Source organism: Kitasatospora sp. NPDC032150 (assembly GCF_055579945.1).
Genome location: NZ_JBVIMH010000007.1, coordinates 120,864 through 146,552 on the forward strand (window position 1 = coordinate 120,864; position 25,689 = coordinate 146,552).

Genomic DNA, 25,689 nt, shown 5'->3' on the forward strand with positions numbered 1-25,689 from the left:
TCCTGCACCTCGTCGACCAGGACCGCCCGGACCCCTGGGTCCCCTCCGCAGGCCCCCGCCAACTCATGGTCTCGATGTACTACCCCGCCCACCCCGGTACCGGCGGACCGGCCCCCTACATGACCACCGAGGAGGCCCGGCTCCTGCTGAAGCTGAGGCTCCCGAACTCCGACTACCCGCCGGAGTTGCTCGCCGGCACCCGCACCTGGGCGCACACCGACGCCCGCCCGGAGCACGGCAGGTTCCCGCTGGTGGTGCTCTCCCCCGGATTCACCTTCCCGCGCGCCACCCTCACCGGCCTCGCCGAGGACCTGGCCAGCCGGGGCTACGTGGTCGCACTGGTCGACCACACCTACGAGGCCTCCGGCATCACCTTCCCCGACGGACAGACGATCCCCTGCGGCCAGGTCTGCGACACTCCCCCTACGGGCGGGCCGGGGGAGGTGTCCCAGAGCCGGGCCAAGGACGTCTCCTTCGTACTCGACCAGTTGACCGGGCGTCACCCGGCCTGGCGGCACGCCCGCATGATCGACCCGAACCGGATCGGCATGGCCGGGCACTCCATCGGCGGCGACGCCGCCTCCGTCGCCATGGCCGCCGACGACCGGATCCGCGCCGGAGTGAACATGGACGGCCACTTCTGGGCGCCCGACCCGGCCACCGGACTGCACGGCCGCCCCTTCCTGCTGATCGACAAGCTGGCGGACCACCCCGCCGGTGGCGGGGACAACAGCTGGGACAAGGCCTGGGCGAACCTCGGCGGCTGGAAGCGCTGGCTGACCGTCGCCGGCGCCGACCACTCCAGCTTCACCGACGCGGACGTGCTGGCCGCGGCCATGGGCATACCCCTCTCCGACGGGCTGCCCGCGCCCCGCTCGGAGGAGATCACCCGCAGCTACGTCGGCGCCTTCTTCGACCTCCAGCTCAAGGGAATCCCACGGCCGCTGCTCGACGGCCCGTCCCCCGCCAATCCCGAGGTCACCTTCCAGCACCCGTGACCGCACCCACGACCACATGACCGCCGCCGGGCGGGCCACCACCTCGGCCCGACCGGCCGGCCGTGCTACGGGCCGGAGCGCGGCGCGGCGATCCGGTAGCAGAGTTCCGGGCGGCCCACCTGGCCGTACTGGGGTTCGCGGACCGCGAGGCCGATGTCGACCAGGTGTTCCAGGTAGCGGCGGGCGGTGATCCGGGAGACTCCGGCGGCGGCGCCCGCCGCGGCGGCGGACAGGCCCGCCTCGGCGTTGCGGAGCACCGCCGCGACCGCCTCCAGGGTCGGCGCGCTCAGCCCCTTGGGCAGGGTGCTGCGCTCGGGGGCGGCGCGGAGCGCGGCGAAGGCCTGGTCCACCTCGTCCTGTCCGGTGGCCTCGCCGGTGCGGGCGAGGGTGTCGCGGTAGCGCGCGTACCGCTCCAGTCGGTCGTGCAGGGCGGCGCTGCTGAACGGCTTCAGCAGGTACTGGACGACTCCGGCCGAGACCGCCTGCCGGACCATCGCCAGGTCACGGGCCGAGGTGACGGCGATGATGTCGCTGGAGTGCCCGGCGGCGCGCAGGGTGCGGCAGAGCTGCAGGCCGTGCCCGTCCGGAAGGTAGAGGTCCAGCAGCACCAGGTCGACCGGGGTGCCGGCGGCTCTGGCCCGGTCCAGCTGGCGGAGCGCGTCGGTACAGGTGTGCACGGTGGCCGCCACCTTGAAGCCCGGTGTGCGCTGCACGTACAGGGTGTGGGCGGCGGCGGCCACCGGGTCGTCCTCCACCACGAGTACGTCGATCATCTGACCGCCTCCCGCTCGCTGCCGCTCCGCACCGCCGCCCGCTCCACCGCGCCGTCAATCGCGTGGTCCGCCGCCTCGCGCCGGAGCGGTAGCCGAACGGTGAGCACCGCGCCGCGCTCGCGTCCGACCTCGACGGTGCCGCCGTTGCGCCGGGCGGTCTGGGCGACCAGCGCGAGGCCGAGGCCCCGGCCGCCGCTCTTGGTGGTCCAGCCGCGGCGGAAGACCTCGGTGGCGGCCTGCGGATCGATGCCGGCTCCGGTGTCGGCGACGCGCAGCAGCAGTTCGCCGCCGTCGATCCTGGCGGTGACGGTGACCTCGGGCGGGCCGGCGGCCGTCGCGGCGCCCTCGATCGCGGCGTCCACCGCGTTGTCGATCAGGTTGCCGAGGACGGTGACCAGGTCGCGCGGGCTGAGCGTGGTGGGCAGGACCCCGTCGTCGATCTGGCTGTCCTCGGTGAGGGTGAGCTCGACCCCGCGTTCGGTGGCCTGCGCGGCCTTGCCCAGCAGCAGGGCGGCGAGCACCGGTTCGCCGACCGCCGCCACCACCTTGTCGGTGAGCTGCTGGGCCAGGGCGAGTTCGGCGGTGGCGAACTCCACCGCCTCGCGGTGGCGACCGAGTTCGATCAGTGAGACGACCGCGTGCAGCCGGTTGGACGCCTCGTGCGCCTGTGCACTGAGCGCGTCGGCGAAGCCCCGCACCGAGTCCAACTCACCGCTCAGCGCCTGGAGTTCGGTGTGGTCGCGGAGGGTGACCACGGTACCGAGGCCGGGGCCGACTGCGGAGGTGTTGAGGACCACCACCCGCTCGTGAGCGAGGTGGACCTCGTCACGGACCGGCGCCGGGCCGAGCAGGGCCCGAATGAGCGACTCGGGCAGGCCGAGGCCGGACACCGGCAGGCCCTCCAAGTCACCGGACAGGCCGAGCAGTTCGCGGGCGGCGTCGTTGCAGAGCACCACCCGCCGGGCTCCGTCCAGCAGCACCAGGCCCTCGCGCACCGAGTGCAGGGTCGCCTGGTGGTACTCGTAGAGGTGGCTGAGTTCGGCGGCGCCCATGCCGTGGGTATGGCGGCGCAGCCGGACGCCGACCAGGTAGGTGCCGAGTCCGCCGAGGGCGAGGGCCGCGAGGGCGACGCCGACCAGGGCGGTCAGCGGCCCGCGCAGCCGTTCGCTGATGGACTCGACCGTGATGCCCGAGCTGACCAGGGCGATCACCTGGTGCCGCCCGTCCAGCACGGGGACCACGACCCGGACGGAGGGGCCGAGGGTGCCGGTGTAGGTCTCGGTGACGGTGCCGCCGGCCAGCGCCCGGTCGATGTGGCCGAGGAAGGGTTTGCCGATCTGGGCGGGATCGCGGTGGGTCCAACGGATGCCGTGGGTGTCCATGACGGTCACGAAGTCGACGCCGGTGTCGCGGCGGACCTGCTCGGCGTACGGCTGGAGCAGCCGTGACGGGTCCGGCCCGGCGGCGGCCTCTCGGACCGTCGGCGAGTCGGCGACCGCCCACGCGGTGGCGGTGACCTGGCGGCTGGCGGAGTCCTCGGCACGCCCGGCGGTGGACAGGTAGGCGAGGACCGCGCCGCCCGCGACCACGCCCGCCACGATCACGATCTGCACCGCGAACAGCCGCGCTGCCAGGCTGCGCCGACGGCGGCGCGGCGAGGGGCTCGGGGGCGAGTGCGTGCCAGACAGCCGGTGCATGCCAGACAGTGTGCCTTGCCCGCACGGTGCGGCGGACATGCGTGAACTCTATGAACTTAAGCGTGACGGCCGTCACGCCCGGCGCCCATAGTTCGGTACGGCCCACCACCCGGGCCGGCACGGCGGTCCGCCCCCGGGGCCGCCAGCGACGACAGGGCAAAGGAGCCGCAACATGACGACCGCAGAAATCGGAGCGAAGAGACCCGCCGACCGTACCCACCGGCTCTATCTCGCCGTGATCGTCGCGGTGCTCGCCGGCATCGTGGTCGGCCTGGCCGCGCCCGGCACGGCGGTGGAGCTGAAGCCGATCGGCACCGGCTTCGTCAACCTGATCAAGATGATGATCAGCCCGGTGATCTTCTGCACCATCGTGCTGGGTATCGGTTCGGTCTCCAAGGCGGCCAAGGTCGGCCGGGTCGGCGGACTGGCCCTCGGCTACTTCCTACTGATGTCGACCGTCGCCCTGGCGATCGGCCTGGTGGTCGGCAACCTGCTCGACCCCGGCTCCGGTCTGCACCTCACCAAGGCCCTCGCCAAGGCCGGTCACGCCCAGGTGGCCGGCGGCTCGCAGGGCACCGCCGACTTCCTGCTCGGCATCATCCCCACCACCGCCTTCTCCGCCCTCACCCAGGGGCAGGTGCTGCAGACCCTGCTGGTCGCACTGCTGGCCGGCTTCGCGCTGCAGGCGATGGGCCCGGCCGGCGCGCCGGTGCTGCGCGGCATCGAGCACCTGCAGAAGCTGGTCTTCCGGGTCATGTCGATGATCATGTGGGTGGCACCGATCGGCGCCTTCGGCGCGATGGCGGCGGTGGTCGGGGCGACCGGGACGGCCGCGCTCAAGAGCCTCGCGGTCATCATGATCGGGTTCTATCTGACCTGTGTGCTGTTCGTGGTCGTGGTGCTCGGCCTGATGCTGCGCCTGCTCGCCGGGGTGAACGTCTTCGCCCTGCTGCGCTACCTCGGCCGGGAGTTCCTGCTCATCCTCTCCACCTCCTCCTCGGAGAGCGCGCTGCCCCGGCTGATCGCCAAGATGGAGCACCTGGGCGTCAGCCGCCCCGTGGTCGGCATCACCGTGCCCACCGGCTACTCCTTCAACTTGGACGGCACCGCGATCTACCTGACCATGGCCTCGATCTTCATCTCCGAGGCGATGGACAAGCCGATGTCGATCGCCCAGCAGCTCTCGCTGCTCGTCTTCATGGTGATCGCCAGCAAGGGCGCCGCCGGCGTCACCGGTGCGGGCCTGGCCACCCTGGCGGGCGGGCTGCAGTCCCACCGGCCGGAACTGGTCGACGGCGTCGGCCTGATCGTCGGCATCGACCGCTTCATGTCCGAGGCGCGTGCCCTGACCAACTTCGCGGGCAACGCCGTGGCCACCGTCCTGATCGGGCACTGGACCAAGGAGCTCGACCACGACCGGCTGGGCCGGGTCCTCTCCGGCGAACTGCCCTTCGACGAGAGCGCCCTGGCCGACTCCGACCACCACGCCCCGGCTCTCCCGCCCCAGCCCGAGCCGGCACCCGCCGCGGCCTGACCGACCGCCACCCGCACCCCGGTCCGGGGCCGCCACCCCGGGCGCGGCCCCGGACCGGGGCGTTCCCGTCGCGCCCGAAGCGACCGGCCACCCGGCACCGACCGCACGGCACCCCGGGCCGTACCGCCGGATTCCCCCGGGCCGTCAGCCCTGCCCGGGGAAGTCCGGCACGAGCAAGTCCGGTACGGGGAGGTCGACTTCGGCCCCGCTGACCGCCCAGGCGAGACCGGTCGCGGGGTCCTCGACGGCCAGGTGGACGTACCAGACCTCGTCCGCGGGCTCGCACCAGGTGAAGCAACGCAGGCGCGCGATCAGTGCATTGACCTCGGGTACGTCGACCCCTGCCACGGTGCCCCCGGGCAGCGGGAGCCGGGTCTCCCCGGTCATCGCGGAGAGCACCCGCCACAGCGCCAGCCGTCCGTCCGCCGAACCGAGGGCCGGACTTCCGCTGGCGGCCTGCACCAGCGCCGGATACGCGACACAGAACGGGATGTGACCACCGGTCACCCGGCTCCGGGCCCGCCGGCCGCCAGTACCGCCCTCGCGCGCCGGCCACCCGGCCGGCAGGCGCTCCGCGGCCGAAAAGCCGGCACCCCGGCGGCCGGTGTCCCACACACCGGGGGCCAGCCGTTCCCACCCGGGCGGATCCACCGGACGGACCGGCCGCCCGTTGCTCTCCGGCGACCAGGGGCCCGGCACCAGCTGCGCCACCGCGTCCAGCACGGAGCCGCGCACACACGCCACCTCCAGCCACGGCGCGAGCCCGCCCAGCAGTCGGGTGGCGGTCAGCCCGGCGGCCCGGCGGCCCGGCGGCGGCAGTTCGACCGGCCCGAGCCCCTCCAGGGTCGCGGGCAGCGCCACCAGCGCCCGGCGCGCACCGCCCTGCGGCAGGTACTCGCGGATCCGGCCGCGCTCCTCCCAGCCGGGCACCTCCCATGACTCCAGGGCCAGCGGTACGCCCTCCGGGTCGGGCTCCGCCCCGCAGGAGAGGTCCTCGCCCAGCAGCACCCGGGTGTGCGCGACCAGCCGCCGCACGGCGGGCGGTCCGAGCAGCGGAGCCAGCCGGCGCCAGGTGTGCCTGGTGGCCAGCACCTCCCACAGCGGACCGGCATCGTGGTCACCCTCCCCGGCGGCGGTACCCTGGCCGCCGTCCCGGTCGAAGAGCCGTGCCGCGAGCTCGGGCGGCGCCCCGTACGCGACCAGGTGCCCCAGCGGCGCAGCCTCGGCCGCCGCCGGCTCGCCGCCCCGGGCCACCGCCGCCGCCCGGGTGTACCGGTACAGGCCGAGCAGCTCCGGCCAGCGGCCCTGGACCGCCAGGCTGCGCAGTCTGCGCTCCTCGAACGTGATCACGTTTTTCAGCGTACGTCCGGCGGCCCGACATGACCTGACACATCGTCAGCCCGGTGCGTCGCGCGGCCGGGCGCGGCACGGCGGCGATCGGTTTGCCGACCGCACCGGCGCGTTGCCAGGATCCGCCCCATGCCCACCTTCAGCACCCATGACGGAACCGAACTCGCCTACCGCCTCCGGGGCACCGGCACACCGCTGGTCTGCCTCCCCGGTGGCCCGATGCGCGCCTCCGATTACCTCGGCGAACTCGGCGGACTGTCCGCCCGCCGGCAGCTGGTCCTGCTGGACCACCGCGGCACCGGTGACTCCGCCGGGGCGGCCGATCCGGCCGGCTACCGCTGCGACCGGCTGGTCGCGGACGTCGAAGCCCTGCGCGCCCACCTCGGCCTGGAACGGATGGGCCTGCTCGGGCACTCCGCCGCGGCCGGCCTCGCGGCCCTGTACGCGGCCCGCCACCCCGAGCGGCTGGACTCGCTGACCCTGATCGCGCCCAACACCCGCGCGGTCGGGATCCCGGTCACCGCCGAGGACCGGCGCGAGGCCGTCGCCCTGCGCGCCGACGAGCCCTGGTACGCCGACGCCCTGGCCGCCTTCGAGGCGATCGAGGCCGGCAGCGAGGCGGACGACGACTGGGAAGCCGTCTCCCCCTTCGGATACGGCCGCTGGGACGCCGCCGCGCGGGCCCACGCGGCCGCGGGCCCGGCGCAGACCAACCTGGCGGCCTCCGAGGTCTTCCACGCGGAGGGCGCCTTCGACCCGCCCGCCACCCGCGCCGCGCTCGCCCGCCTCACCGCGCCCGTGCTGCTGCTCGGCGGCGAACTCGACTGGAGCCCGCGGCCGGTGCACCTGCACGCGTTCGCCGCCCTCCTTCCGGCCGCCCGGGCCGAGGTGGTGATCCAGCCCGGCGGCGGGCACTACCCGTGGCTGGACGATCCCGCGGCGTTCACCGGGGCGGTCGCGGCCTTTCTCACCTGACGCCCGACGGGCGGGGTCCGGCCGAGGCCCGGGCGGGCGGCGTGATCAGCGCCGGACCGGCCGGAGGGCTGCTACTGGTTGGCGGGGGGTTTGCCGCCGGTCAGGACCCAGCGGACGTCGGAGAAGCCGCGCTGCTGCTCCGTCAGCCGCCCGTTCTTGACCTGCTGGAAGGTGACCCAGGTGTTCACCAGGCGGGGCGACTCGGCACTGGGGAGCATGTCGGTCATGCCCCAGTTGAGCCTGGGGGTGGTGCCGCCGGTGTCGAAGGAGTCGCCGCTGTCCAGCTCGGACCGCAGGGTCTTGGCGGTGAGCGGCTGGCCGGCCGCGCTCACCCGCTGGGTGGCCTGCAGGAAGACCTGGTAGGCGACCCAGGTGTTCTGCACGCCGAGGTCGGAGGTGTCGATGCGCTGGTCGCCCGCCGACTGGACGGTGGCCCGCAGGTCGTCCCAGACCCTGGCCCCTTCCGGCGGGTACCAGCCGACCGCGAGGCTCTCGTTGAGCGGGCTGTTGGTCCCGCCCGTGGCGTCGATCACGGACTGCTGGACGCTTCCCAGCAGTGAGGCCAGCACGGTGTGTTTGGGGGCGAGCCGGCGGTAGGCGTCGATCAGGGTGAGCGTCTGGTCCGGGCCGAGCGCGTTGGTCACACAGGCACCCGTCTTGTCGTCCCCGATCGCCCGGCTCGCGGGCTCCTTCAGGTCGAGGGACTTCTCCGCGACCTTGATGTCGGTGAGCTTGACACCCGAGGGCTGCAGCGCCCCGCTCAGATAGCGGGTCAGGGTGTCACCGGCCCTGGTGTCGGGGCGGATCAGCGCGACGCTGCGGCAGCCCGCGGCTGCCAGCTGGCGTCCGCTCCCGGCCACCAGCGTGGGCGTGCCGCCGGCCACCGGGTACGAGTCCGGGCTGCTGAAGTCGGCGCTGGAGAGACCGAATCCGCCCAGGTAGGGGATCCGGGCGTTCTCCAGAGCGGGCATGAAGGTGTCGGCGTACTGGCTGTAGGAGCCGAGCACGGCCAACGCGTGGGCGTCCACCGCCTTCCGGGCGCAGGCGGCGGCACCGTCCGCGGTGTTCTGCTCGTCGCAGGTGAGCACCGTCAGCTTCCGGCCGTTCAGACCGTCCTTGAAGACGGTCTTCCCGATCGCGACGGCGACGTCGATCACCCCGTGCCGGTCGGCCGTACCGCTGCCGGACGGGGCCCAGGTCATCACCGTGTAGTCGCCGCTGCCGTCGGCTCCGGCCGGTGCCGAACCGCCGCAGGCCGAGGTGGCCAGCAGCCCGGGGAACACCGCCAGCGCGGCGGCCGTGGCCCCGGCCCGGCGGCGGAGCCGGCCGGCCGGCCGATCGCGGTCGAACGGCCGTCTGCGGTACGGGAGTTGTCCGGCCGCCGATCCGGAGCGCCTCGTCATCCTGTCGTTCCTCCTGCCGTTTCGGCCGGGTTGGAGCCCGCGGCCAAGTGATCACCCAAGCCCGGATCGGGCACGGCCCGGCGGACTCCACGCGAACAGCAGGAAGACGTGAGTGGAACACCCTGTTGTATGGCCAACTTTTCATCTGCGGCCCGGCGACAGGCCGCTACCCCACCTCCGCGATCAGACGGGCGGCGTGCACCCGGCCGGCGTGCTCGACCAGGTTGATCAGTACGCCCTTGCCCGAACTGCGTTGCCTGGCATCGCAGATGAGCACCGGTGTGCCCGCTTCCAGGTCGAGTGCGCGGGCCACCTCCTCGGGCCGGAAGTCCCGGGTGCCCGCGAAGCGGTTGACCGCCACCACGAACGGGATGCCCCTGTGCTCGAAGAAGTCCACCGCCGGGAAGCAGTCGGTCAGCCGACGGGTGTCGGCCAGCACCACGGCACCGAGCGCCCCCTGGGCCAGCTCGTCCCAGAGGAACCAGAACCGGTCCTGCCCCGGGGTCCCGAAGAGGTAGACCGACAGCCCGTCCCTGATGGTGATCCGGCCGAAGTCCATCGCCACCGTGGTGGTGCTCTTCTGCTCCACCCCGCCGAGGTCGTCGACTCCCCTGCCCGCAGCGGTCAGCTGCTCCTCGGTGCGCAGCGGCCGGATCTCGCTCACGGAACCGACCAGCGTGGTCTTGCCGACGCCGAAACCGCCGGCCACCAGGATCTTGAGCGCGAGCACCGGGGTGTCCCGCGCACGGCTGTCAGAGAGCGCGGAGTCCATGGATGACCTCCTGGAGGATGTGCTCGTCGGGGAGCAGGGCGGGCGGCACCGGACGGCTGACCCGGATGAGCTCGGCGGCCAGCAGGTCGCCCAGCAGCACCCGCACCACACCGAGCGGCAGGTCGGTCTCGGCCGCGATCTCGGCGACCGACAGGGCGTTGTTCCGGCAGAGCGCCAGGATCAGGCCCGCCTCGGGGCCGATCGGCAGGTCCTTGGCGTCCGGCACGTCACTGACCACCAGGGCGATCAGGTCGAACTCCAACCCGGCCGGGCGGGTCCGGCCCCTGGTCATCGCGTACGGGCGGACCATCGGACCGGCCGCGTCGTCGTACCAGTGGTCGGGCTGTGGGGGCCGGGTGGGCCGCGGCGGTGCCGGGCGGCCGGACGGCGGCACCGGCAGACCTGGGGCCGGCGGGTGGTCCGGCACCGGCGGGCGGGGGATCGGCGGGTGGTCCGGCGCCGGACGACCGGGCCACGGGTTGGACATCACGCTCACCCGCCGACCGCGCTGCGGGGCGCGGCGTACAGGTGCTCGCCGACCCGGCGGACCAGACGGGCCATCTCGTAGGCGATCAGACCGAGGTCGGCCTCGGCGGTGGAGAAGACCGCCAGGCAGGTGCCCTCACCCGCGGCCGCGACGAACAGGAAACCGTGCTCCAACTCGACCATGGTCTGGCGCACTTCACCCGCCTCGAAGTGCCGTCCCGCCCCCTTGGCCAGACTGTGGAAGCCCGAGGCCACGGCGGCCAGGTGCTCGCCGTCCTCGCGACCGAGGCCGGCCGAGGTGCCCATCGCCAGACCGTCGGCGGAGAGGATCACGGCGAACCTGACCTGGGCGACCCGGGAAACCAGTTCGTCGAGCAGCCAGTTGAGCTCTCCGGCGTGATGCGTGGTGCCGATCATCGAGGCCGTCCTTCCGTGGGGCCGGGACCTGTGGGGGCTGTGGGGGTGTCGGGGGTGCCGGGCCGAAGTGGGTTCCGGCCGCGCGCCCAGCCCTGCTGGAAGGCGGACATCGCGGCCCGAGCCTCCTCCGGGGCGCGGCCGGGGACGCCGGCTCCCCCGCCGAGGCGGGCACCGGGCCGAGGCCGCGGCGGGGCCTCGCGCAGTTGCGGGGCCAGGCTGGCCTGGCGGACCCGGCGCGGGAGTTCGTCGTCCGCCGTCTCGGGCCGGTCGGGCACCCGCTGGGCCTGCCCGGCCGACTGCGGAGGGTCGGCGGCCGCCGGACGTACGGCGGAGGGCTGTCCGGCAGCCGGGTCCCGGCGGGCGGAGAGCGGGCGGACGACGGCCGCACGGGTCGGCGGATTCGGTCCGACGGTCGGGTGCGGTCCGATCGGCGGATTCGGTCCGACGGTCGGGTGCGGTCCGGCCGGCGGGTGCGGTCCGGCCGGCGAATTCAGTCCGACCGGTGCCGGGAACCGGGACGGACGGCTGCCGTCGACGCCGAACGGGGTCAGCCGAAGCACCCCGGGATGGTTCCCGTTCGCACCGAACGGCCGCACCGGTCCCGCCCCACCGGCCGACGGCTCGGACAGCGACTCGGCCGGCGGCACCGCAGGCAGCACCGGGACCTGCGCCGGGGCCGCGACCGCAGCCGGACGCGGCGACAACTCCACTTCGCCAGACGCGGGTTCCTCCACCTCCGGCCCGGCCGACGGCCCACCCGGGGCGCTCTCCGCCGGAAGCCTCAGCAGCACGGTCGGCAGCAGCACCACCGCCGTGGTCCCGCCGTACGCCGAGGGCCGCAGCGCCACCCTCACCCCGTGCCGCTTCGCCAGCCGGCTGACCACGAAGAGCCCGAGACGGTCGCTGTCGAAGAGGTCCACCTGTTCGGAGGCCTCGATCCGGCGGTTGGCGTCGGCGAGCGCCTCCGGGCCCATGCCCAGGCCCCGGTCCTCGATCTCCAGCGCGTACCCGTTGCCGACCTGTTCGCCTCGGACGTGCACCTTGGTGTGCGGGGGCGAGAACCCGGTGGCGTTCTCGACCAGTTCGGCGACCAGGTGGGTCAGGTCGGCCACGGCGGATCCGGTGAGCGCCGCCCGCGGAAGGCGGTGCACCTCGACCCTGGCGTACTCCTCGACCTCGGCGACGGCCGCGCGGACCACGTCCATCAGCGGTACGGGCTTGCGCCAGGCGCGGCCGGGGGCGGCGCCGGAGAGGATGATCAGGCCCTCCGCGTGCCGCCGCATCCGGGTGGTCAGATGGTCGAGCCGGAACAGGTCCTCCAGTTCGGCCGGATCCTCGGTGCGCCGCTCCATCGCGTCCAGCAGGGTGAGCTGGCGGTGCACCAGCACCTGGCTGCGCCGGGCCAGGTTGACGAAGACCCCGGAGACCCCGCTGAGCACCTCCGCCCGTTCCACCGCGGCGGTCACCGCCGCCCGCTGCACGGTGCCCAGTGCCCCGTGCACCTGGCCGATCTCGTCCGCGCCGTGCGGGCGCAGCGGTGCCTCGGTCTCGATGTCGAGTTCCTCGCCGGCGCGCAACCGCCGCATGGTGGCGGGGAGTTTGCGGCCGGCGAGTTCGAGGGCGGAGTTGCGCAGGCCGACCAGCTCGGCGACCAGGCCGCTGCCGATCTGTACCGAGATCAGCAGCGAGGCGATGACGGCGGCCAGTCCGAGCAGCACGGCGGCGCCGGAGGGGGTGAACAGGCCCGGCGCGTACGGGTCGGCGCGCTCGGCCGCGCTGCCGGCCGCGGTGCCGACGGCGAGCAGCGCGCGGCTGACGTTGTCGGCGGCCACCGCCCACTGGTCGGGGCTCACCGCGGCCACGGCGGCCCTGCCGTCGGCGGCGGTACGGACCGCGTCCTCGTAGCGGGTGAGGTCGCGGTAGTCGGTGCCGGAGGAGGTGGCGGTGCCGGCGGTGACGGCGCTCAGCGCGGCGCGGTCGGCGGGCCGCAGGTCGGCTCCGGCGGTCTGGAGGAGCAGCCGGCGGGCGTAGCCGGCACCGTCGAACTCGTGCAGCTGCCCGTCCGTCAGCCTGCCGGTGATCTGGCCGTTGCGCAGCAGGGCGTCCTCGCGGGCGAGCAGTTCCCGGGAGCGGGCGAACTCCAGCAGGACCCGGGCGTCCGAGGCGACCCGGTTGTCCGGTAGCCCGGTGGTGGCACCGGTGACGTCGAGGGCCCGGTCGATGGCGGCGGTGTAGTCGGCGTAGGTCTCGTCCCAGCCGGCCGAGCGGGACAGCACCCGGCCGCGGAGCACGCCGAGTGAGGCGACGGCGGCGGTGAACGCGTCGACCCGGGTGGCCGTCGCGGCGCCCAGGCCCAGGGCGTCGGCCGGGTTGTAGTGGTCGCCCAGCTCCAGCGGGGCGACGGCCCGGTCGGTGGCCTCGGCGGCGTCCCGCAGCGCGCTCTCCCTGACGGTGCCTCCGGGGGCGGCCAACAGCTGTCCGGCGGCGGAGCGTTCGGTCTGCAGTGCGGTGACGGTGGCGTCGACGGGGTCGAGCAGGGTGCGGTGCACCTGCTGCAGGCTGAGCTGGTCCCAGACGTTCCGCGCGATGGTGACGGTGGCGAACGACCAGAGCGCCATCACCGAGACCACCGGGACCATCAGCAGGGCGACGATCCTGGCACGCACGGTGCGGGGGCGCAGCCGCGACCCGAGCGGTCCGGCCGCCGTGCGGGCGGCGCCGGGGCCCGGCGGACGGTGCGGCGGGTCCTGGGTGGCCGGCGGGACGGACACGGTCTCGCGGGCGGGCGGGCCCGCGTGGGCGCCGCGGCGCTGACCGGTGCCGCCGGGGCGGACGGGGCCGCGCACGGTGCCCGGGGTGGTGGCCGCCGGTGCGCTGCGGGGGGTGCCGCGGCGTACTCGCATGGGTGAGGGCCTTTCGGTGCGGTACTCGGTGCTGTCCGGTGGGTGGTGGGATTGCGGTCAGCCAAGGGGCGCGGGGCACGGAGGAGCACGCGACCGGGGCGACGAAGGTGCGGGGGGCTCGATCCCCGCGCCCCCCGGGGTGGTGGGGTACCGGTTCCCGCGCGTGGTGGACGGGTTGCGCCGCCGGTGGCGCGGAGCCTCACGCCCTGGGCTGCCGCCCTCGCGGGTTCAAGCCGCGTGGTCGAGGTCGGCGGGGCGCTGGTCCTCCACGGTGAGTTCGCCGGCCTCGCGGTAGGCGGCGCGCTCCTGGGTGGTCGGGGAGAGCGCGACGAAGGCCGAGGTGAGGAAGAGGAAGGAGCCGAGTCCGACCGCGAGCGGGAAGACGAACTCCATCGGGGTGGCGCCGCCGAGCTCGGCGCGGACGGGGTGCATGTGGACGTGGACTGCGGCCATGCCGGTGTAGTGCATGCAGGTCACCGCGATGCCCATGACCAGCGAGGCCGCCGCGGCCGCGTACACGTTGCGGATGGTGACGGCGGCCCAGAGCGCGGCGGTGGCGGCGCCGACGCCGATGAGCACCGACAGGCTCACCGTGGCCGGGTCGTAGTCGATGGCGCCGTGGATCCGGACGGCGGTCATGCCCAGGTAGTGCATGGCCGCGACGCCGAGGCCGGTGGTGAGTCCGCCGAGTGCCAGCGCCCGGTTCCGGTGCCGGCCGTGGGCGACCACGAACACCCCGGCCCCGGTCACCAGGACGGCGACCAGCAGACTGAGGACGGTGATCGGGACGTTGTAGCGCAGTTCGGTGCCGCTCACGCTGAACCCGAACATCGCGACGAAGTGCATGGTCCAGATGCCCGAGCCGAGCGCGGCGGCCGCGGTGAGCAGCCAGTTGCGCCGGGCGGTGCCGGTGGCGGACAGCGCGCGCAGCGTGCAGCGCAGGCCGAGTGCGGCACCCACGCACGCCATCAGGTACGCGAGGATCGGTGTGAGCCAGCCGAAGCTGAAGTGGTGCAGGGTTCCCATCGGGGCCTCCGGGGCACAGGACCGTCGCGCGCCTGACGAACCGTCATATGCCTTTCGCATAAGCGCTTTCGATCTCGGATGCGCTGGACGCTACCCAGCGTCCGCAATCGGTCACCAGAAGATGTGAAAAGCTGCCCACAAAGGCCCGGGAGTGTGCTCGAATGGTGCGCCACCCCTACCCACGGCCCGGCGTACCACCGCTCGCGCGCCGGCGTGCGCCCCGGGCGACCAGTCCGCCGCCGGGCTCTGCGATGATCTTGACATGACCGACCTCGCACAGTTCGCCGACCGGGTACGCGGTTCGCTGCTCGGCGGCGCGGTAGGCGACGCCCTCGGCTGGCCCGTCGAGTTCCTGGGGCTGGACCAGATCCGCGACCGCTACGGCCCGCAGGGCGTGACCTCCTTCCCCACCGACCGGCCGATCGAGGTCACCGACGACACCCAGATGACCCTGTTCACGGCCGAGGGCCTGCTGCGCTGCCCGCCCGGTGCCCATCTCGCGCCGACGATGTGCGCCGCCTACCAGCGCTGGATGCTGACCCAACGGCTGCCACGGCCGGAGGCCGCGCCGGACGGCTGGCTGCTGGCCCAGCCCTTCCTGTACGCCAGTCGGGCTCCCGGCAACGCCTGCACCAGCGGCCTGATGGACCAGCGCAACAGCTTCAAGACCCCGGCGCCGTTCGGCAAGTTCGGCCCGGTCAACGCCAACTCCAAGGGCTGCGGCACCGTGATGCGCTCGGCCCCGTTCGGCCTGGCCCGGCTCGGCCCCGAGCTCTCCTTCGAACTGGCCGCCACTTGCGCCCAGTTGACGCACGGCCACCCCACCGGCTACCTCGCCGCCGGCGCCTTCGCGGCCCTGGTCGACCGGGTGGCGAACGGCACCGAGCTACGGCGGGCCGTGAACGAGACCATCGCCCAGGTCGCCGCCAAGCCGCACGGCACCGAGACCGTCGAAGCGCTGCGCCGCGCGGTCACGGCGGCCGACACCGCTCCGCCCTCCGCCGAGGGGGTCGAGCAGGTCGGCCTCGGCTGGATCGCCGAGGAGTGCCTGGCCGTCGCGGTCCACTGCGCACTGCACGCCGCCCGGACCGGCGACGTGCGCCAGGCGCTGCTGCTGTCGGTCAACCACTCCGGCGACTCCGACTCCACCGGCTCCGTCTGCGGCAACCTGCTCGGTGCCGTCCACGGACTGGCCGGCCTCCCGCCGGAGTGGACCGGCACGGTGGAGGGCCGGGACACCATCGTCCAGGTCGCCGACGACCTGGTGGCGTACTTCATCCACAACGACCGCGCCCGCCTCGCCGACCGCTACCCGCTGGACACCCCGGGCAACCACCTCCCGCGCTGATCCCGGTCCCGGGGAGGTCCTGGTCCGGGTGCACGCCGCGGGCGTCAATCCGGCCGACTGGAAGACCCGCGAGCGCGGCGAGTTCGCCGTCGGTACCAGGACTCCGTTCGTCCTGGGCTTCGACGTCTCCGGGGTGGTGGCGGAGGTCGGCCGCGGGGTCACCCTCTTCCAGCCGGGCGACGAGGTGTTCGGCATGCCGCGCTTCCCGCACCCGGCCGGCGCCTACGCCGAGTACGTGACCGCCCCCGCCCGGCACTTCGCCCGGCGTCCGGCCGGCCTGGACCACATCCGCGGTGCCGCCCTCCCGCTCGCCGCGCTGACCGCCTGGCAGGCCCTGGTGGACACCGCCGGCGTCCGGCCCGGGCAGCGGGTCCTGGTCCACGCGGCGGCCGGCGGCGTCGGCCACCTGGCCGTGCAGATCGCCAAGTCCCTCGGCGCACACGTGATCGGCACCGCCCGGACGGCCAAGCACGACTTCGTCCGGGGCCTCGGCGCGGACGAAATGGTCGACTACGCCCTGCAGGACTTCGCCGAGACGATCAGCGACGTCGATGTCGTCCTGGACACCGTCGGCGGCGAGTACGGCGCCCGCTCGCTGCGCACGCTGCGGCCGGGCGGCACCCTGGTCTCCATCCTGCCGCTGGCGGAGGACTTCCCCGCCGAGCAGGCCCGCGCGGCGGGGATCCGGGCCGCGTTTCATGCTGGTCGAACCCGACCGGCAGGCGCTGCGCGAGATCGCCGCCCTGGTCGAGAGCGGCCGGCTGCGGGTCGAGATCGACACCGTCGTACCGCTGGCCGAGGCCGCCAGGGCCCACGAGCGCGGCCAGACCAACCGGGCCGGCGGCAAGATCGTCCTGGCCGTGGCGCCGTGAACCCCGGGCGCGCAGAGCCCGTACCGGCGCACTACTCGGTCGCCGGTACCGCCCCGCGCGCCCCGCGCGCCCCGCCGACGCGCTGCCGCGGCGTCAGCCGGATCCTGACCGGCCCCCGCACCTCCAGGGTGACGCCCTGTCCGAGCTGGACCGCGGCGCCCACCGTCTCCACCTCGAACGCCCGCAGGAAGACCGCGAGTCCGAGCACCGACTCCAGCATCGAGAAGTGCTGCCCGATACAGGCCCGCGGCCCACCGCCGAACGGGAACCAGGCGTACCGGTGCCGGGCGGCCTCGCGCTCGGGGGTGAACCGCTCCGGGTCGAAGCGCTCCGGCTCCGCCCAGTGCAGCGGGTGGCGGTGCACCGCGTACGGCGCGACCAGCACGTCAGCACCGGCCGGGATCACCACCCCGTCCACCACGGACTCGGCCACCGAGCGGCGTCCGATCGCGGGAGCCGCCGGGTAGAGCCGCATCGCCTCCTTCAGCACCTGGGTCAGGTAAGGCAGTTCGGCGAGATCACTCGCCCGTGGACGGCGGCCGTCGCCGAGCAGCGCGTCCACCTCGGCCCGGGCCCGGGCCTGCTCCTCGGGGTGCAGTCCGAGGAGTTGCAGCGCGAAGGTGAGCGAGGTGGAGGTGGTCTCGTGCCCGGCCAGCAGGAAGACGAGGACCTGGTCGCGCAGTTCGGCGGGGTCGAGTTGCTCACCGTCCTCACCGCGCGCCGCCGCGAGCAGCCCGAGCAGGTCGTCCGTCTCCCGCTCGCCGTCCCGTGTCCGCCGCCGGGCGATGATCTCGTCGCAGACCCGGTAGAGCTCCCGCTTGGCCGCCATCGCCTGCCGGTTGCCGGGGGTCGGCCAGTCGCGCGGGATGCGGACCGGCGAGAAGCCGCGCGAGACGGTGTAGTGACCCAGCAGGGGGAAGCTACTGCGCACCGCCCTGATCGCGTCCTCCACGTCGGCGCCGAACAGGATCCGGGCCACGGTGCGCAGTGCGAACCGCGACATCTCCTCCACCGCGTCCACCACGCCGTCGGCCGCTCCGCCCGTCGCCGCCGTCCAGCGCTCGGCCAGGGCCTCGGCCTCCACGCCGATCGCGTCCGCGTAGCCGTTCACCCGGCGCTGGGTGAACAGCGGCTGCACCAGGCGGCGCTGGCGCCGGTAGTCGTCGTCCTGCGCGGTGAGCAGACCGTTGCCGAAGCTCTCCCTGATCTCCTCGTAGATGGCGTTCTCCTTGCGGAAGTTCGCCGCCTGGGTGGCCAGTACCTGCTGGGCGCCCTCCGGTGAGGAGACCAGGTAGAACTCCGCGCGCACCCCGGGCGGTCCGGCGCTGATCCGGGCCACGCCGCCGTGGTTCCGGCGGGCGTCCAGATACACCCCGAGGGGGTCCCGGCGGAGGTCGAGCATGGAACCGATCAGCGGGAGTCCGGCCGGTCCGGGTATTCGAGTAGCAGGCATGGATGCTCCGATCGGGACGACTGTTCGGGCCCGCTCAAACTATCCGAGCATCCGTCAGAACATAAGAGGCCCAATGGGGCGCGGCCGCGATCACGGCCACACCCCGCAGTGCTCATTCGTACTCGGTGCCGCCCTTGCGGGTGAGGTAGCCGCCGCCGACGGCCTTGACGATCGCCCGGCCGCCCAGGACCGGGCTGTACCGCTCGACCGCCGGCCGGACCACCACGCCCTCCCTGGTGTGCAGTCGGCGGCCGGAGACCGTCTCCTTGCCTTCGGCCAGCTCCAGCACCCGGGCCGCGTCGAACGGGCCGCGCCACAGCTCGGGGGCCAACGGCAGCTCGCCCGCGAGCAGTCGGGGCGCGTCCAGCCAGCGCAGCTGGCCGTCGATCACCGCCGAGACGTCGAAGGCCGCGTACCCGGGCGGCTGTTCGGTACGGCTGGACGCCCCGTAGCCGAGGTCCTGCACGCCCTCGCCGAAGACCTCACCGAAGATCCCGATCCGGCTCGCCCCCAGCCGCTCGGCCAGCCGGGCGGCCAACTCCGGTATGCCGTAAGCCCGGACGGCGCGCCAGTACAGGTTGCGCTCGTCCTCCTTCAGCGCGAGCCCCTGTGCGCCGATCCCCTTCGAGGAGACCTGGACGGTACCGGAGTCGGCGTGGAAGGTGAGCAGGCAGCAGCTGCCGTGCAGCTTCTCGGTGACCACCACCGGCTCGCCCGGCTCGAAGACCTCGGGGAAGCGCTTGAGGTTCTCGATGTCCACCCAGGGCAGCAGGTCCGGCGCCGATTCGACCTCGCCGCTCATCATGGTCGGCACCGGCGGTGCCCACTTGGTGATGCCGAGCAGTTCCGCGAAGTCCGTGCCCTGCTCGGCCGCCTGCGCCAGATCGACCCCGGCCAGGGCCCGGGGACGGCAGACGATGCCCTGCGACAGCTCGCCGCGCAGCCGTACCGCCTTGACCCGGTCGGCCTTGCTGCCGGCGAGCCGGCCGGTCAGCCCCAACTCCTCGATCAGCTCCGGCGGCAGCACCGACTGCTCGGGGATGTAGCACGCGAAGTCCCCGGTCCGGTAGGCCCCCTTGGGCACGACCGCCCGGTAGAGGCCGATCTGCGCCAGCTCCAGGGCGTCCGCGTTCGGGTGCTCCAGGATGGTCAGGCGCTCGGCGGTGACCCGCAGTGTGGACATGGCGGTTTCGTCCTCCCCGTTTCGGAATGTCCGTGAATCGGACGAGATCCACTCTGTCGGGCGGGCGCCGCGCGGCGCCAAGGGTTTTCGAGCGCTACGGGAAGCTGACGTCCGACTCGGATGGCCTGTGTGCTCAACTCGATTGCAGGGAGGCCAAGGCGCCCACCACAAGTGCGCGCCTCTGCGCCCGCGCTGCCCCTGCGAGAGCCGTTCAAAGGCTCGGGCGTACAGATCGACCTGGCCGGGCTGCGTGAGTGTGGGGGCGGCGTCCAGCGTGTCCGCGTGGACCCTGCTGCCGTCGAAGATCGTGAAAGCCGGCACGGGCCACACGGTCCGCTGCGCCGAGAACGGGACGATGCCCGTGGCGACATTCAGAGGGCGCGCCCATCCGCCCCGACGGCATCGTCGCCTGGGCCGCCGCCCCGGGCCCGCCCGCGGACACCGCAGCTCTGGCGACCGCGCTGCGCACCTGGCTCGGCGGACCGCGCGAACGCATGACGAACGGCCAACAAGGTGAACCTTGTCAACCTGAAGTCAGGAAAAGCACCGGACAACGCAGAGGGGGGTTCTGATTGTGCGCGATCCACTCTGACGGTCGGTTCGGCACGGATCTGCCCTGATGCTGCCGAAAGACCGGCCCGCCTCCGCACCGGCAGAACATCCGAGGAGCAGGAACGACGATGGCACCCGATCCGACAACCGCCCAGGTGACCATGACCCTGGCTGCCCTTGCAGCCACCGGGGCCACCCCGATTCCGTCCGGGGAAACCCTGGAGCATCACACCAAACGAATCATCACCGGCATCGACGCGCAGCTGGACAACACCAGCCTTGCGACGCAAGGCGCGTGGGAGCTGGTGTGGCTCGCGCTGAGCGAGGCCAACGCCAACATGGCCTACATCGCACGGAGCACCAACGGCTCGAACGAGTTCGCCGTGGTCGCTCGCGGAACGGACGCCGATCTGACCGACATCCTCGAGGACCTCGATGTCGGCACGGTCGTCCCGTTCCCCGAAAGTGGTTCGCCGACGCCCGTCGCCGTCTCCAAGGGGGCGATGGACGCGTTCAAACGGGTCGTCAACGCCCGCTCGATCGCCTCGCCCTCCCCGAACGTCACGCTCGCTCAGGCGCTCTCCGCCGCGCTCGAGTCGGCGCCCTCCTCGCCGCAGCCGACCGTCTATCTGACCGGTCACAGCCTGGGCGGTTGCATCGCCACCATGCTCGCGCCGTACGTGCAGGCACAGACCTGGCCGAAACAGCCGAAGTTCGCGGTGATCACCTATGCCGCTCCCACCGCCGGCCTGCAGAGCTTCGTCGACTACGTCGACTCCTTGCCGTGGGTCATCAACGAACGCCACAACAACGCCTTCGACCTGGTACCGCACGCGTGGGCCGATCTCGACACCACCACCCGCTGGTACCCGAAGCCGGGACCGCAGGCGACCGAAGAAGTGAAGCTGCTCATCGAGGCGATCTCCAAGCGCACCAACGGCAACATCTACGTCCAGCCCGGCGCGCTCCACCAGATGAACACCGGATACACGAGGTTCGCCAGGAACCTGGTCAACAAGACGACCCAGGACTTCCTCGGCCAGGTCGCCTTCCAGCACGCCAACTCCACCTATCTGGCCCTGGTGGGGGCGCCTGCCGTCCCTTCCGGGCCGGTGGTGACCGACGTGACCCCCACCTTCGGCGCAGCAGGCGCCACGGTGACCATCCACGGCCACGGTTTCAGCCCGGACAGTGTGGTCGACTTCGGCCACTTCGCCTGCACCAAGCGCGACATCCATCCTTCCGGTACCAGGATCACCGCTCAGGTCCCCAACGGAACCGGCGTGGTCCACGTCCGCGTCACCAACACCCTCGGCACCTCCCCGGCCGTCGCGATGGGGCAGTTCGCCTATGGCGGACCCGCGCCCGTGGTGGTCCGTGCGGTCAGCCCGACCAGCGGAAAGATCGGCACCCCGGTCACCATCAGCGGCTCGGGCTTCGCCAACGGCGCCACCGTGCACTTCAAGGACAAGGCATCCGCTTCGGTCAAGTTCGTCTCCACCGGCCAGATCATCGCAACCGCCCCCGGTCAGCTCGACGACCACCAGACGGTGAACATCACCGTGACGGTCGGCAAGGCCACCTCTCCCACCAGCCCGGACGACGAGTTCACCTACACCGGACGGTAGCGTCCGCACTTCCCGTTCCCGGGGCGGCTCTTCGAGCAGCCCCGGGCCCTTGCCGCCGACCAGTCGAACAGTGCCGGGCGACGATCCGCAGCCGCCGCGACGAGTCGGCGGCAAGCACGGCGGGTCAGGTCGCCGCGGATCGGACGGCGTGGATGACGGGCTTCGAAGCGACGTCGGGCGGGGGGCGCTGTTGTGCTTGAAGCGGTCCCTCGCTCACTGGAGCGAGGGGCCGCCGTCGCGTCAGCCGGCGAAGTCACCATGGTGGTCGAACTCCCCGGCCTTGACGCCCTGGAGGAAGTTGGCGAACTTGACGGGGGTGGTGCGGACGATGATGTCGCCGTCTTCGGACTCGCGGAGTTCGACCAGTCCGTTGACGGTACGTACCTCGACACACGCGTTACTTGAGCCGGAGTAGCTGGACTTCTGCCATGCGGGGCTATTCATGTTTGCCCTCTATCTCCTTCTTGATGGACCGGATGAAGTCGCGCGAGTCTTCCTCCGAGAGTGCTACGGATGCCACGCGGGCGAGGATCTCGCGGTAACTTGACAGGTCGGAGGGCGCATCGAAGAGCGGGCAGCCGAAGCTGATGTCAATCTGTACGGTGTCCAGCTCGGGGACCAGGCCCTCGACGTAGACGAAGTTCTCGCTGGGGCCGGCAGCGATTCGATGTCGAACGGGACAACTCGAACTGAGATGCCTGGGCTCTGGGAATCCTCGATGAGAGCACCGAGCTGCTCGGCGAGTACCTCCGGCCCGCTGAACTGCATGTGGCGTGCGGCTTCGTGGATGGACGCCGTACAGGGCGTCGCGCCCGATCGGACGATCTGCTGCCTCTGCAGGCGGAAAGCCATCCTGAGATCGACATCTGAGCGCGGCAGCGCTGGGATCGCACGAGCGAATACCGAGGCCGCGTAGGCCGGGGTCTGGAGCAGCCCGGGTACGAAGGTGATCGAGTAGGTAGAGATCCTCCGGGCATGAGCCTCGATCGCAGCCACGTCGAGCAGGTCGGTGGTCAGGCTATGGCTGTACTCCTCCCACCAGCCCGTCCCTCGTTCCTCGATCAGACATCGAGGTCGACGCCGTCCCTGCCGCGAACGCGGGAGAACTCGGTACCCTGCTGGTCCGCAAGAGCCCGTTTCGTGCCGACCTGTCCGAGCCTTCGCACCTACGGGGATCAGCAGCGCTCGGACATGGCTGGTGCAAGGACGAAGTGCTTTCTGGTGCCGTAACCGCGACACTATGATCGCCTCAAGCTACGAGCTCCTGCGCCGTCCGCGGCGCGGCAGAGGGGACCGCCGAATGACCACCACCATGCGCCGCACCGCGATCGCCGCCGTCTCCGCCCTCTCCCTCGCCACCGGGCTCAGCGCCTGCGGCAGCGGCGGTTCCGGCAACGCGTCCGGCGGGGGCGACTCCTCGTCCGCCTCGCCGTCCAAGGTGTCGGGCACGATAACGGTCTTCGCCGCCGCCTCGCTGCAGGGGACCTTCACCGACCTCGGCAAGAAGTTCGAGGCCGCGCACCCGGGCACCACGGTCAGGTTCAACTTCGGCGGCAGCTCGGCCCTCGCCCAGTCGATCGTCTCGGGCGCCCCGGCCGACGTCTTCGCCGCCGCCAGCCCGGCCACCATGAAGACCGTCACCGATGCCAAGGACGCCGCGGGCGAGCCGAAGGTCTTCGTCCGCAACACCCTGGAGATCGCCGTCCCCAAGGGCAACCCGAAGCACATCGCCTCGCTGGGGGACCTGGCCGGCTCCGGTCTGAAGGTCGCGCTGTGCGCGAAGCAGGTGCCGTGCGGCTCGGCGGCCCTGACCGCGCTCGACGCGGCCGGCGTCAGCCTCACCCCGGTCACCCAGGAACAGGACGTCAAGGCCGCGCTCACCAAGGTCGAACTCGGCGAGGTGGACGCCTCGCTGGTGTACCGGACGGATGTCCGGGCCGACGCCGGCAAGATCGACGGTGTGGACTTCCCCGAGGCCGCCAAGGCCGTGAACGACTACCCGATCACCGCCCTCTCCAAGGCGCCCAACGCGGGCGGCGCGGCGGCCTTCGTCGCCTACGTCCAGTCCGCCGAAGCCGGGCAGGTGCTCACCGCGGCGGGCTTCCAGGCACCGTGAGCCCCATCCCGCCCACTGCCGTCGCGCCCGACCCGGCCGTCTCTCCACGGCCCCGGACGCGGCGGCGCTCCGCGCGCATCCCGTACGCCCTGGTGCTGCCCGCCCTGCTCGGGCTGGCCTTCCTGGTCCTGCCGCTGGTCGGGCTGCTCGTCCGGACGCCGTGGAGCTCGCTGCCCACCCGGCTCTCCAGCACCGAGGTGTGGGACGCGCTGCGCCTGTCGCTGATCTCCGCCACCGCGGCAACCGCCCTCTCGCTGCTGGTCGGCGTGCCGCTGGCCTGGCTGCTGGCCCGTACCGACGTCCCGGGCCGCCGGCTGATCCGGGCGCTGGTCACCCTGCCGCTGGTGCTGCCGCCGGTGGTCGGCGGGGTGGCCCTGCTGCTGGTCCTCGGACGCAACGGCATCCTCGGCCGCTGGCTGGACTCGGCCTTCGGGATCACCCTTCCGTTCCACACCTCGGGCGTGGTGCTGGCCGAGGCCTTCGTCGCGATGCCCTTCCTGGTGATCAGCGTCGAGGGCGCGCTGCGCGCCGCCGACCCCCGTTACGAGGAAGCCGCCGCCACCCTGGGCGCCTCCCGGCTGACCGCGTTCCGCCGGGTCACCCTGCCGCTGATCGCGCCCGGCATCGGGGCCGGTGCGGTGCTCGCCTGGGCCCGGGCGCTGGGCGAGTTCGGCGCCACCATCACCTTCGCCGGCAACTTCCCCGGCCAGACCCAGACCATGCCCCTCGCGGTCTACCTGGCCATGGAGTCCGACCCGGAGGCCGCCATCGCGCTCAGCCTGGTCCTGCTCGCCGTCTCGATCACCGTCCTCGCCGGTCTCCGCGACCGCTGGACGGCAACGCCCTGAAGGCGGTACGGCCGGAACCAGGGGCGCCGCCCGATCGCCCCTCCTGCACGGTCGGGCCCCGCTCCGCCCCTCGCGGCAATCTGGATCCGCCCGGCTCGCCGCGAACCCGCCCGACCCCCGCGCCGCCGATCGTCCACCCGCCCCACCGAGAGCTCCACCCGACGGAGACCAGCCGATGACCCCGCCTCCCGCCCTCGACGCCCAGCTGCGGATCGACCGCGGCGCCTTCCGCCTCGACCTCTCGCTGACCGCGGCCGCCGGCGAGGTCCTGGCGCTGCTCGGGCCCAACGGCGCCGGCAAGTCCACCGCCCTGCGCGCGCTGGCCGGCCTGCTCCCCCTCGCCGAGGGGCACCTGCGCCTCGACGGCACCGCCCTTGAGGACCCGGCCACCGGCCTGCACACCCCGGCCGAGTCCCGCCCGGTCGGCGTGGTCTTCCAGGACTACCTGCTCTTCCCGCATCTGAGCGCCCTCGACAACGTCGCCTTCGGCCTGCGCTGCCGGGGCGCGGACAAGAAGACCTCCCGTGCCCAGGCCAGGCCCTGGCTGGAGCGCCTGGGCCTGGCGGAGCACACCGAGAGCAAGCCCCGGGCGCTCTCCGGCGGCCAGGCACAGCGGGTCGCGCTCGCCCGTGCCCTGGCCGTGCGGCCGCGCCTGCTGCTGCTGGACGAGCCGCTGGCCGCGCTGGACGCCCGCACCCGACTGGAGGTGCGGGCGGAACTGCGCCGCCGGCTCGCCGAGTTCGAGGCGGTGGCGGTGCTGGTCACCCACGATCCGCTGGACGCGATGGTGCTGGCCGACCGCCTGGTGGTGATCGAGGGCGGCCGGGTCGTGCAGACCGGGACACCGTCCGAGATCGCCCGCCACCCGCGCACCGACTACATCGCCCGACTGGTCGGCCTCAACCTCTACCAGGGCACGGCCGACGGGCACACCGTCACCCTTCCGGTCGGCGAGAAGCTGGCCACCACCGAGGAGCTGGCCGGGCCCGCCTTCGTCGCCTTCCCGCCCGCGGCCGTCACACTGCACCGCACCCGCCCCAGATCCAGCGCCCGCAACGTCTGGCAACTGGAGGTGGCCGGTCTCGACCTGCACGGCGACCAGGTGCGCGTCGACCTCACCGGCGCACTCCCGCTCGCCGCCGACCTCACCCCGGCCGCCGCCGCCGAACTCGACCTGGCCCCGGGTGCCACGGTCTGGGCCACCGTCAAGGCCGCCCAGACCCACGCCTACCCGGCCTGAGGCCGGGCCTCGACCCGGATCCAACCGGTCGACTTCCGCCACCGAACGTCACCTTCCATGCGTGTTTGGTGGTGATCGACACGGGCAGGAGGTGCGTGCACTGACAGACGCGCCT

22 protein-coding genes and 3 pseudogenes are annotated in these 25,689 nt (G+C 73.0%); 10 read left to right on the forward strand and 15 right to left on the reverse strand.

Translation table 11 applies throughout. The features are described from left to right. Positions 1 to 998 (forward strand): alpha/beta hydrolase family protein (locus tag ACZ5ON_RS11140; RefSeq protein ID WP_465589006.1); only part of this gene is annotated, 998 nt, incomplete at its 5' end. A 65-nt stretch (positions 999 to 1,063) separates the two neighbouring features. Here ACZ5ON_RS11140 and ACZ5ON_RS11145 read toward each other — a convergent pair. Together ACZ5ON_RS11145 and ACZ5ON_RS11150 are read right to left on the reverse strand one after the other, a co-directional pair. Then, positions 1,064 to 1,771: a response regulator gene (locus ACZ5ON_RS11145; protein ID WP_465589009.1), complete on the reverse strand. Its 708-nt coding sequence runs from the start codon at positions 1,769 to 1,771 to the stop codon at positions 1,064 to 1,066. Further along, a complete protein-coding gene (locus ACZ5ON_RS11150; protein WP_465589014.1) occupies positions 1,768 to 3,468 on the reverse strand; it encodes a sensor histidine kinase in 1,701 nt (566 codons plus the stop codon). The genes ACZ5ON_RS11145 and ACZ5ON_RS11150 overlap by 4 nt, the downstream gene beginning before the upstream one ends. A 172-nt stretch (positions 3,469 to 3,640) precedes the next feature. On the opposite strand from ACZ5ON_RS11150, the gene ACZ5ON_RS11155 reads away from it, so the two are divergent. Beyond that, complete coding sequence (locus tag ACZ5ON_RS11155; protein WP_465589017.1) at positions 3,641 to 5,002, forward strand: cation:dicarboxylate symporter family transporter; 1,362 nt, start codon at positions 3,641 to 3,643, stop codon at positions 5,000 to 5,002. A gap of 144 nt (positions 5,003 to 5,146) precedes the next feature. Here ACZ5ON_RS11155 and ACZ5ON_RS11160 read toward each other — a convergent pair whose 3' ends face one another. Next, positions 5,147 to 6,352, reverse strand: a complete 1,206-nt coding sequence (locus tag ACZ5ON_RS11160; protein WP_465589020.1) for a hypothetical protein — start codon at positions 6,350 to 6,352, stop codon at positions 5,147 to 5,149. Positions 6,353 to 6,481: 129 nt separating this feature from the next. On the opposite strand from ACZ5ON_RS11160, the gene ACZ5ON_RS11165 reads away from it, so the two are divergent. After that, a complete protein-coding gene (locus ACZ5ON_RS11165; RefSeq protein ID WP_465589025.1) occupies positions 6,482 to 7,327 on the forward strand; it encodes an alpha/beta fold hydrolase in 846 nt (281 codons plus the stop codon). A gap of 71 nt (positions 7,328 to 7,398) precedes the next feature. Here the strand turns inward: ACZ5ON_RS11165 and ACZ5ON_RS11170 are convergent, their stop codons facing one another. The 6 genes from ACZ5ON_RS11170 to ACZ5ON_RS11195 form a co-directional block, all read right to left on the reverse strand. Then, positions 7,399 to 8,730, reverse strand: coding sequence for an ABC transporter substrate-binding protein (locus ACZ5ON_RS11170; RefSeq protein ID WP_465589028.1), 1,332 nt, complete (start codon positions 8,728 to 8,730; stop codon positions 7,399 to 7,401). A gap of 166 nt (positions 8,731 to 8,896) precedes the next feature. Continuing rightward, entirely contained in the window at positions 8,897 to 9,502 is a 606-nt protein-coding gene (locus ACZ5ON_RS11175) for a GTP-binding protein (RefSeq protein WP_465589033.1), read from the reverse strand. Then, entirely contained in the window at positions 9,483 to 9,812 is a 330-nt protein-coding gene (locus ACZ5ON_RS11180) for a DUF742 domain-containing protein (protein ID WP_344637119.1), read from the reverse strand. The genes ACZ5ON_RS11175 and ACZ5ON_RS11180 overlap by 20 nt, the downstream gene beginning before the upstream one ends. A 182-nt stretch (positions 9,813 to 9,994) precedes the next feature. Continuing rightward, the gene (locus tag ACZ5ON_RS11185) at positions 9,995 to 10,405 is read right to left on the reverse strand and encodes a roadblock/LC7 domain-containing protein (RefSeq protein WP_465589036.1); all 411 of its coding nucleotides are present in this window, start codon (positions 10,403 to 10,405) and stop codon (positions 9,995 to 9,997) included. Beyond that, complete coding sequence (locus ACZ5ON_RS11190) at positions 10,402 to 13,308, reverse strand: sensor histidine kinase (protein ID WP_465589040.1); 2,907 nt, start codon at positions 13,306 to 13,308, stop codon at positions 10,402 to 10,404. Before ACZ5ON_RS11190 ends, ACZ5ON_RS11185 begins: the two co-directional genes overlap by 4 nt. Before the next feature lie 228 nt (positions 13,309 to 13,536). After that, positions 13,537 to 14,334 (reverse strand): MHYT domain-containing protein, encoded by a 798-nt coding sequence (locus ACZ5ON_RS11195; RefSeq protein ID WP_465589043.1) that lies wholly within the window; start codon positions 14,332 to 14,334, stop codon positions 13,537 to 13,539. A 262-nt stretch (positions 14,335 to 14,596) separates the two neighbouring features. Between ACZ5ON_RS11195 and ACZ5ON_RS11200 the strand changes: the two genes are divergently transcribed. Then, positions 14,597 to 15,682 carry an ADP-ribosylglycohydrolase family protein gene (locus ACZ5ON_RS11200; RefSeq protein WP_465589047.1) on the forward strand — a complete coding sequence of 362 codons (1,086 nt, stop codon included), beginning with the start codon at positions 14,597 to 14,599 and terminating at the stop codon, positions 15,680 to 15,682. A 28-nt stretch (positions 15,683 to 15,710) separates the two neighbouring features. Next, positions 15,711 to 16,554: pseudogene (locus ACZ5ON_RS11205) on the forward strand (NADP-dependent oxidoreductase). Positions 16,555 to 16,585: 31 nt separating this feature from the next. Here the strand turns inward: ACZ5ON_RS11205 and ACZ5ON_RS11210 are convergent. The 3 genes and pseudogenes from ACZ5ON_RS11210 to ACZ5ON_RS11220 form a co-directional block, all read right to left on the reverse strand. Then, positions 16,586 to 18,007 carry a cytochrome P450 gene (locus tag ACZ5ON_RS11210; RefSeq protein ID WP_465589050.1) on the reverse strand — a complete coding sequence of 474 codons (1,422 nt, stop codon included), beginning with the start codon at positions 18,005 to 18,007 and terminating at the stop codon, positions 16,586 to 16,588. 112 nt (positions 18,008 to 18,119) lie between these two features. Further along, a complete protein-coding gene (locus tag ACZ5ON_RS11215; protein WP_465589053.1) occupies positions 18,120 to 19,190 on the reverse strand; it encodes an RNA ligase (ATP) in 1,071 nt (356 codons plus the stop codon). 133 nt (positions 19,191 to 19,323) lie between these two features. Continuing rightward, positions 19,324 to 19,562: pseudogene (locus ACZ5ON_RS11220) on the reverse strand (transcriptional regulator); the annotation flags it as partial. 14 nt (positions 19,563 to 19,576) lie between these two features. On the opposite strand from ACZ5ON_RS11220, the gene ACZ5ON_RS11225 reads away from it, so the two are divergent. Both ACZ5ON_RS11225 and ACZ5ON_RS11230 read left to right on the forward strand, forming a co-directional pair. After that, a complete protein-coding gene (locus ACZ5ON_RS11225) occupies positions 19,577 to 19,762 on the forward strand; it encodes an aromatic-ring hydroxylase C-terminal domain-containing protein (protein WP_465589418.1) in 186 nt (61 codons plus the stop codon). A gap of 108 nt (positions 19,763 to 19,870) precedes the next feature. After that, a complete protein-coding gene (locus ACZ5ON_RS11230; RefSeq protein ID WP_465589056.1) occupies positions 19,871 to 21,370 on the forward strand; it encodes an IPT/TIG domain-containing protein in 1,500 nt (499 codons plus the stop codon). Positions 21,371 to 21,610: 240 nt separating this feature from the next. Here ACZ5ON_RS11230 and ACZ5ON_RS11235 read toward each other — a convergent pair whose 3' ends face one another. The 3 genes and pseudogenes from ACZ5ON_RS11235 to ACZ5ON_RS11245 all read right to left on the reverse strand — a co-directional run. Next, a complete protein-coding gene (locus tag ACZ5ON_RS11235; RefSeq protein WP_465589059.1) occupies positions 21,611 to 21,814 on the reverse strand; it encodes a DUF397 domain-containing protein in 204 nt (67 codons plus the stop codon). Then, positions 21,807 to 22,034, reverse strand: coding sequence for a Scr1 family TA system antitoxin-like transcriptional regulator (locus tag ACZ5ON_RS11240; protein ID WP_465589421.1), 228 nt, complete (start codon positions 22,032 to 22,034; stop codon positions 21,807 to 21,809). The genes ACZ5ON_RS11235 and ACZ5ON_RS11240 overlap by 8 nt, the downstream gene beginning before the upstream one ends. Further along, positions 22,028 to 22,609, reverse strand: a pseudogene (locus tag ACZ5ON_RS11245) (DUF5753 domain-containing protein); the annotation flags it as partial. The pseudogene ACZ5ON_RS11245 and the gene ACZ5ON_RS11240, both read right to left, overlap by 7 nt. A 61-nt stretch (positions 22,610 to 22,670) precedes the next feature. Between ACZ5ON_RS11245 and modA the strand changes: the two are divergent. The 3 genes from modA (at position 22,671) to ACZ5ON_RS11260 (ending at position 25,574) form a co-directional block, all read left to right on the forward strand. Beyond that, positions 22,671 to 23,486 carry a molybdate ABC transporter substrate-binding protein gene (gene modA / locus ACZ5ON_RS11250; RefSeq protein ID WP_465589062.1) on the forward strand — a complete coding sequence of 272 codons (816 nt, stop codon included), beginning with the start codon at positions 22,671 to 22,673 and terminating at the stop codon, positions 23,484 to 23,486. Next, complete coding sequence (locus ACZ5ON_RS11255; protein WP_465589065.1) at positions 23,483 to 24,334, forward strand: ABC transporter permease; 852 nt, start codon at positions 23,483 to 23,485, stop codon at positions 24,332 to 24,334. The genes modA and ACZ5ON_RS11255 overlap by 4 nt, the downstream gene beginning before the upstream one ends. A 175-nt stretch (positions 24,335 to 24,509) precedes the next feature. Then, positions 24,510 to 25,574 carry an ABC transporter ATP-binding protein gene (locus ACZ5ON_RS11260; RefSeq protein ID WP_465589068.1) on the forward strand — a complete coding sequence of 355 codons (1,065 nt, stop codon included), beginning with the start codon at positions 24,510 to 24,512 and terminating at the stop codon, positions 25,572 to 25,574. The last annotated feature ends 115 nt before the right edge of the window (positions 25,575 to 25,689 follow it).

Excerpts from the sequence above, each read along its gene's own strand:
- ACZ5ON_RS11145 (WP_465589009.1), bottom strand. The coding sequence starts at position 1,771 with ATGATCGACGTACTCGTGGTGGAGGACGACCCGGTGGCCGCCGCCGCC.
- ACZ5ON_RS11150 (WP_465589014.1), bottom strand. The coding sequence starts at position 3,468 with ATGCACCGGCTGTCTGGCACGCACTCGCCCCCGAGCCCCTCGCCGCGC.
- ACZ5ON_RS11155 (WP_465589017.1), top strand. The coding sequence starts at position 3,641 with ATGACGACCGCAGAAATCGGAGCGAAGAGACCCGCCGACCGTACCCAC.
- ACZ5ON_RS11165 (WP_465589025.1), top strand. The coding sequence starts at position 6,482 with ATGCCCACCTTCAGCACCCATGACGGAACCGAACTCGCCTACCGCCTC.
- ACZ5ON_RS11170 (WP_465589028.1), bottom strand. The coding sequence starts at position 8,730 with ATGACGAGGCGCTCCGGATCGGCGGCCGGACAACTCCCGTACCGCAGA.
- ACZ5ON_RS11175 (WP_465589033.1), bottom strand. The coding sequence starts at position 9,502 with ATGGACTCCGCGCTCTCTGACAGCCGTGCGCGGGACACCCCGGTGCTC.
- ACZ5ON_RS11180 (WP_344637119.1), bottom strand. The coding sequence starts at position 9,812 with ATGGTCCGCCCGTACGCGATGACCAGGGGCCGGACCCGCCCGGCCGGG.
- ACZ5ON_RS11185 (WP_465589036.1), bottom strand. The coding sequence starts at position 10,405 with ATGATCGGCACCACGCATCACGCCGGAGAGCTCAACTGGCTGCTCGAC.
- ACZ5ON_RS11190 (WP_465589040.1), bottom strand. The coding sequence starts at position 13,308 with ATGCGAGTACGCCGCGGCACCCCCCGCAGCGCACCGGCGGCCACCACC.
- ACZ5ON_RS11195 (WP_465589043.1), bottom strand. The coding sequence starts at position 14,334 with ATGGGAACCCTGCACCACTTCAGCTTCGGCTGGCTCACACCGATCCTC.
- ACZ5ON_RS11200 (WP_465589047.1), top strand. The coding sequence starts at position 14,597 with ATGACCGACCTCGCACAGTTCGCCGACCGGGTACGCGGTTCGCTGCTC.
- ACZ5ON_RS11210 (WP_465589050.1), bottom strand. The coding sequence starts at position 18,007 with ATGCCTGCTACTCGAATACCCGGACCGGCCGGACTCCCGCTGATCGGT.
- ACZ5ON_RS11215 (WP_465589053.1), bottom strand. The coding sequence starts at position 19,190 with ATGTCCACACTGCGGGTCACCGCCGAGCGCCTGACCATCCTGGAGCAC.
- ACZ5ON_RS11230 (WP_465589056.1), top strand. The coding sequence starts at position 19,871 with ATGGCACCCGATCCGACAACCGCCCAGGTGACCATGACCCTGGCTGCC.
- ACZ5ON_RS11235 (WP_465589059.1), bottom strand. The coding sequence starts at position 21,814 with ATGAATAGCCCCGCATGGCAGAAGTCCAGCTACTCCGGCTCAAGTAAC.
- modA (WP_465589062.1), top strand. The coding sequence starts at position 22,671 with ATGACCACCACCATGCGCCGCACCGCGATCGCCGCCGTCTCCGCCCTC.
- ACZ5ON_RS11260 (WP_465589068.1), top strand. The coding sequence starts at position 24,510 with ATGACCCCGCCTCCCGCCCTCGACGCCCAGCTGCGGATCGACCGCGGC.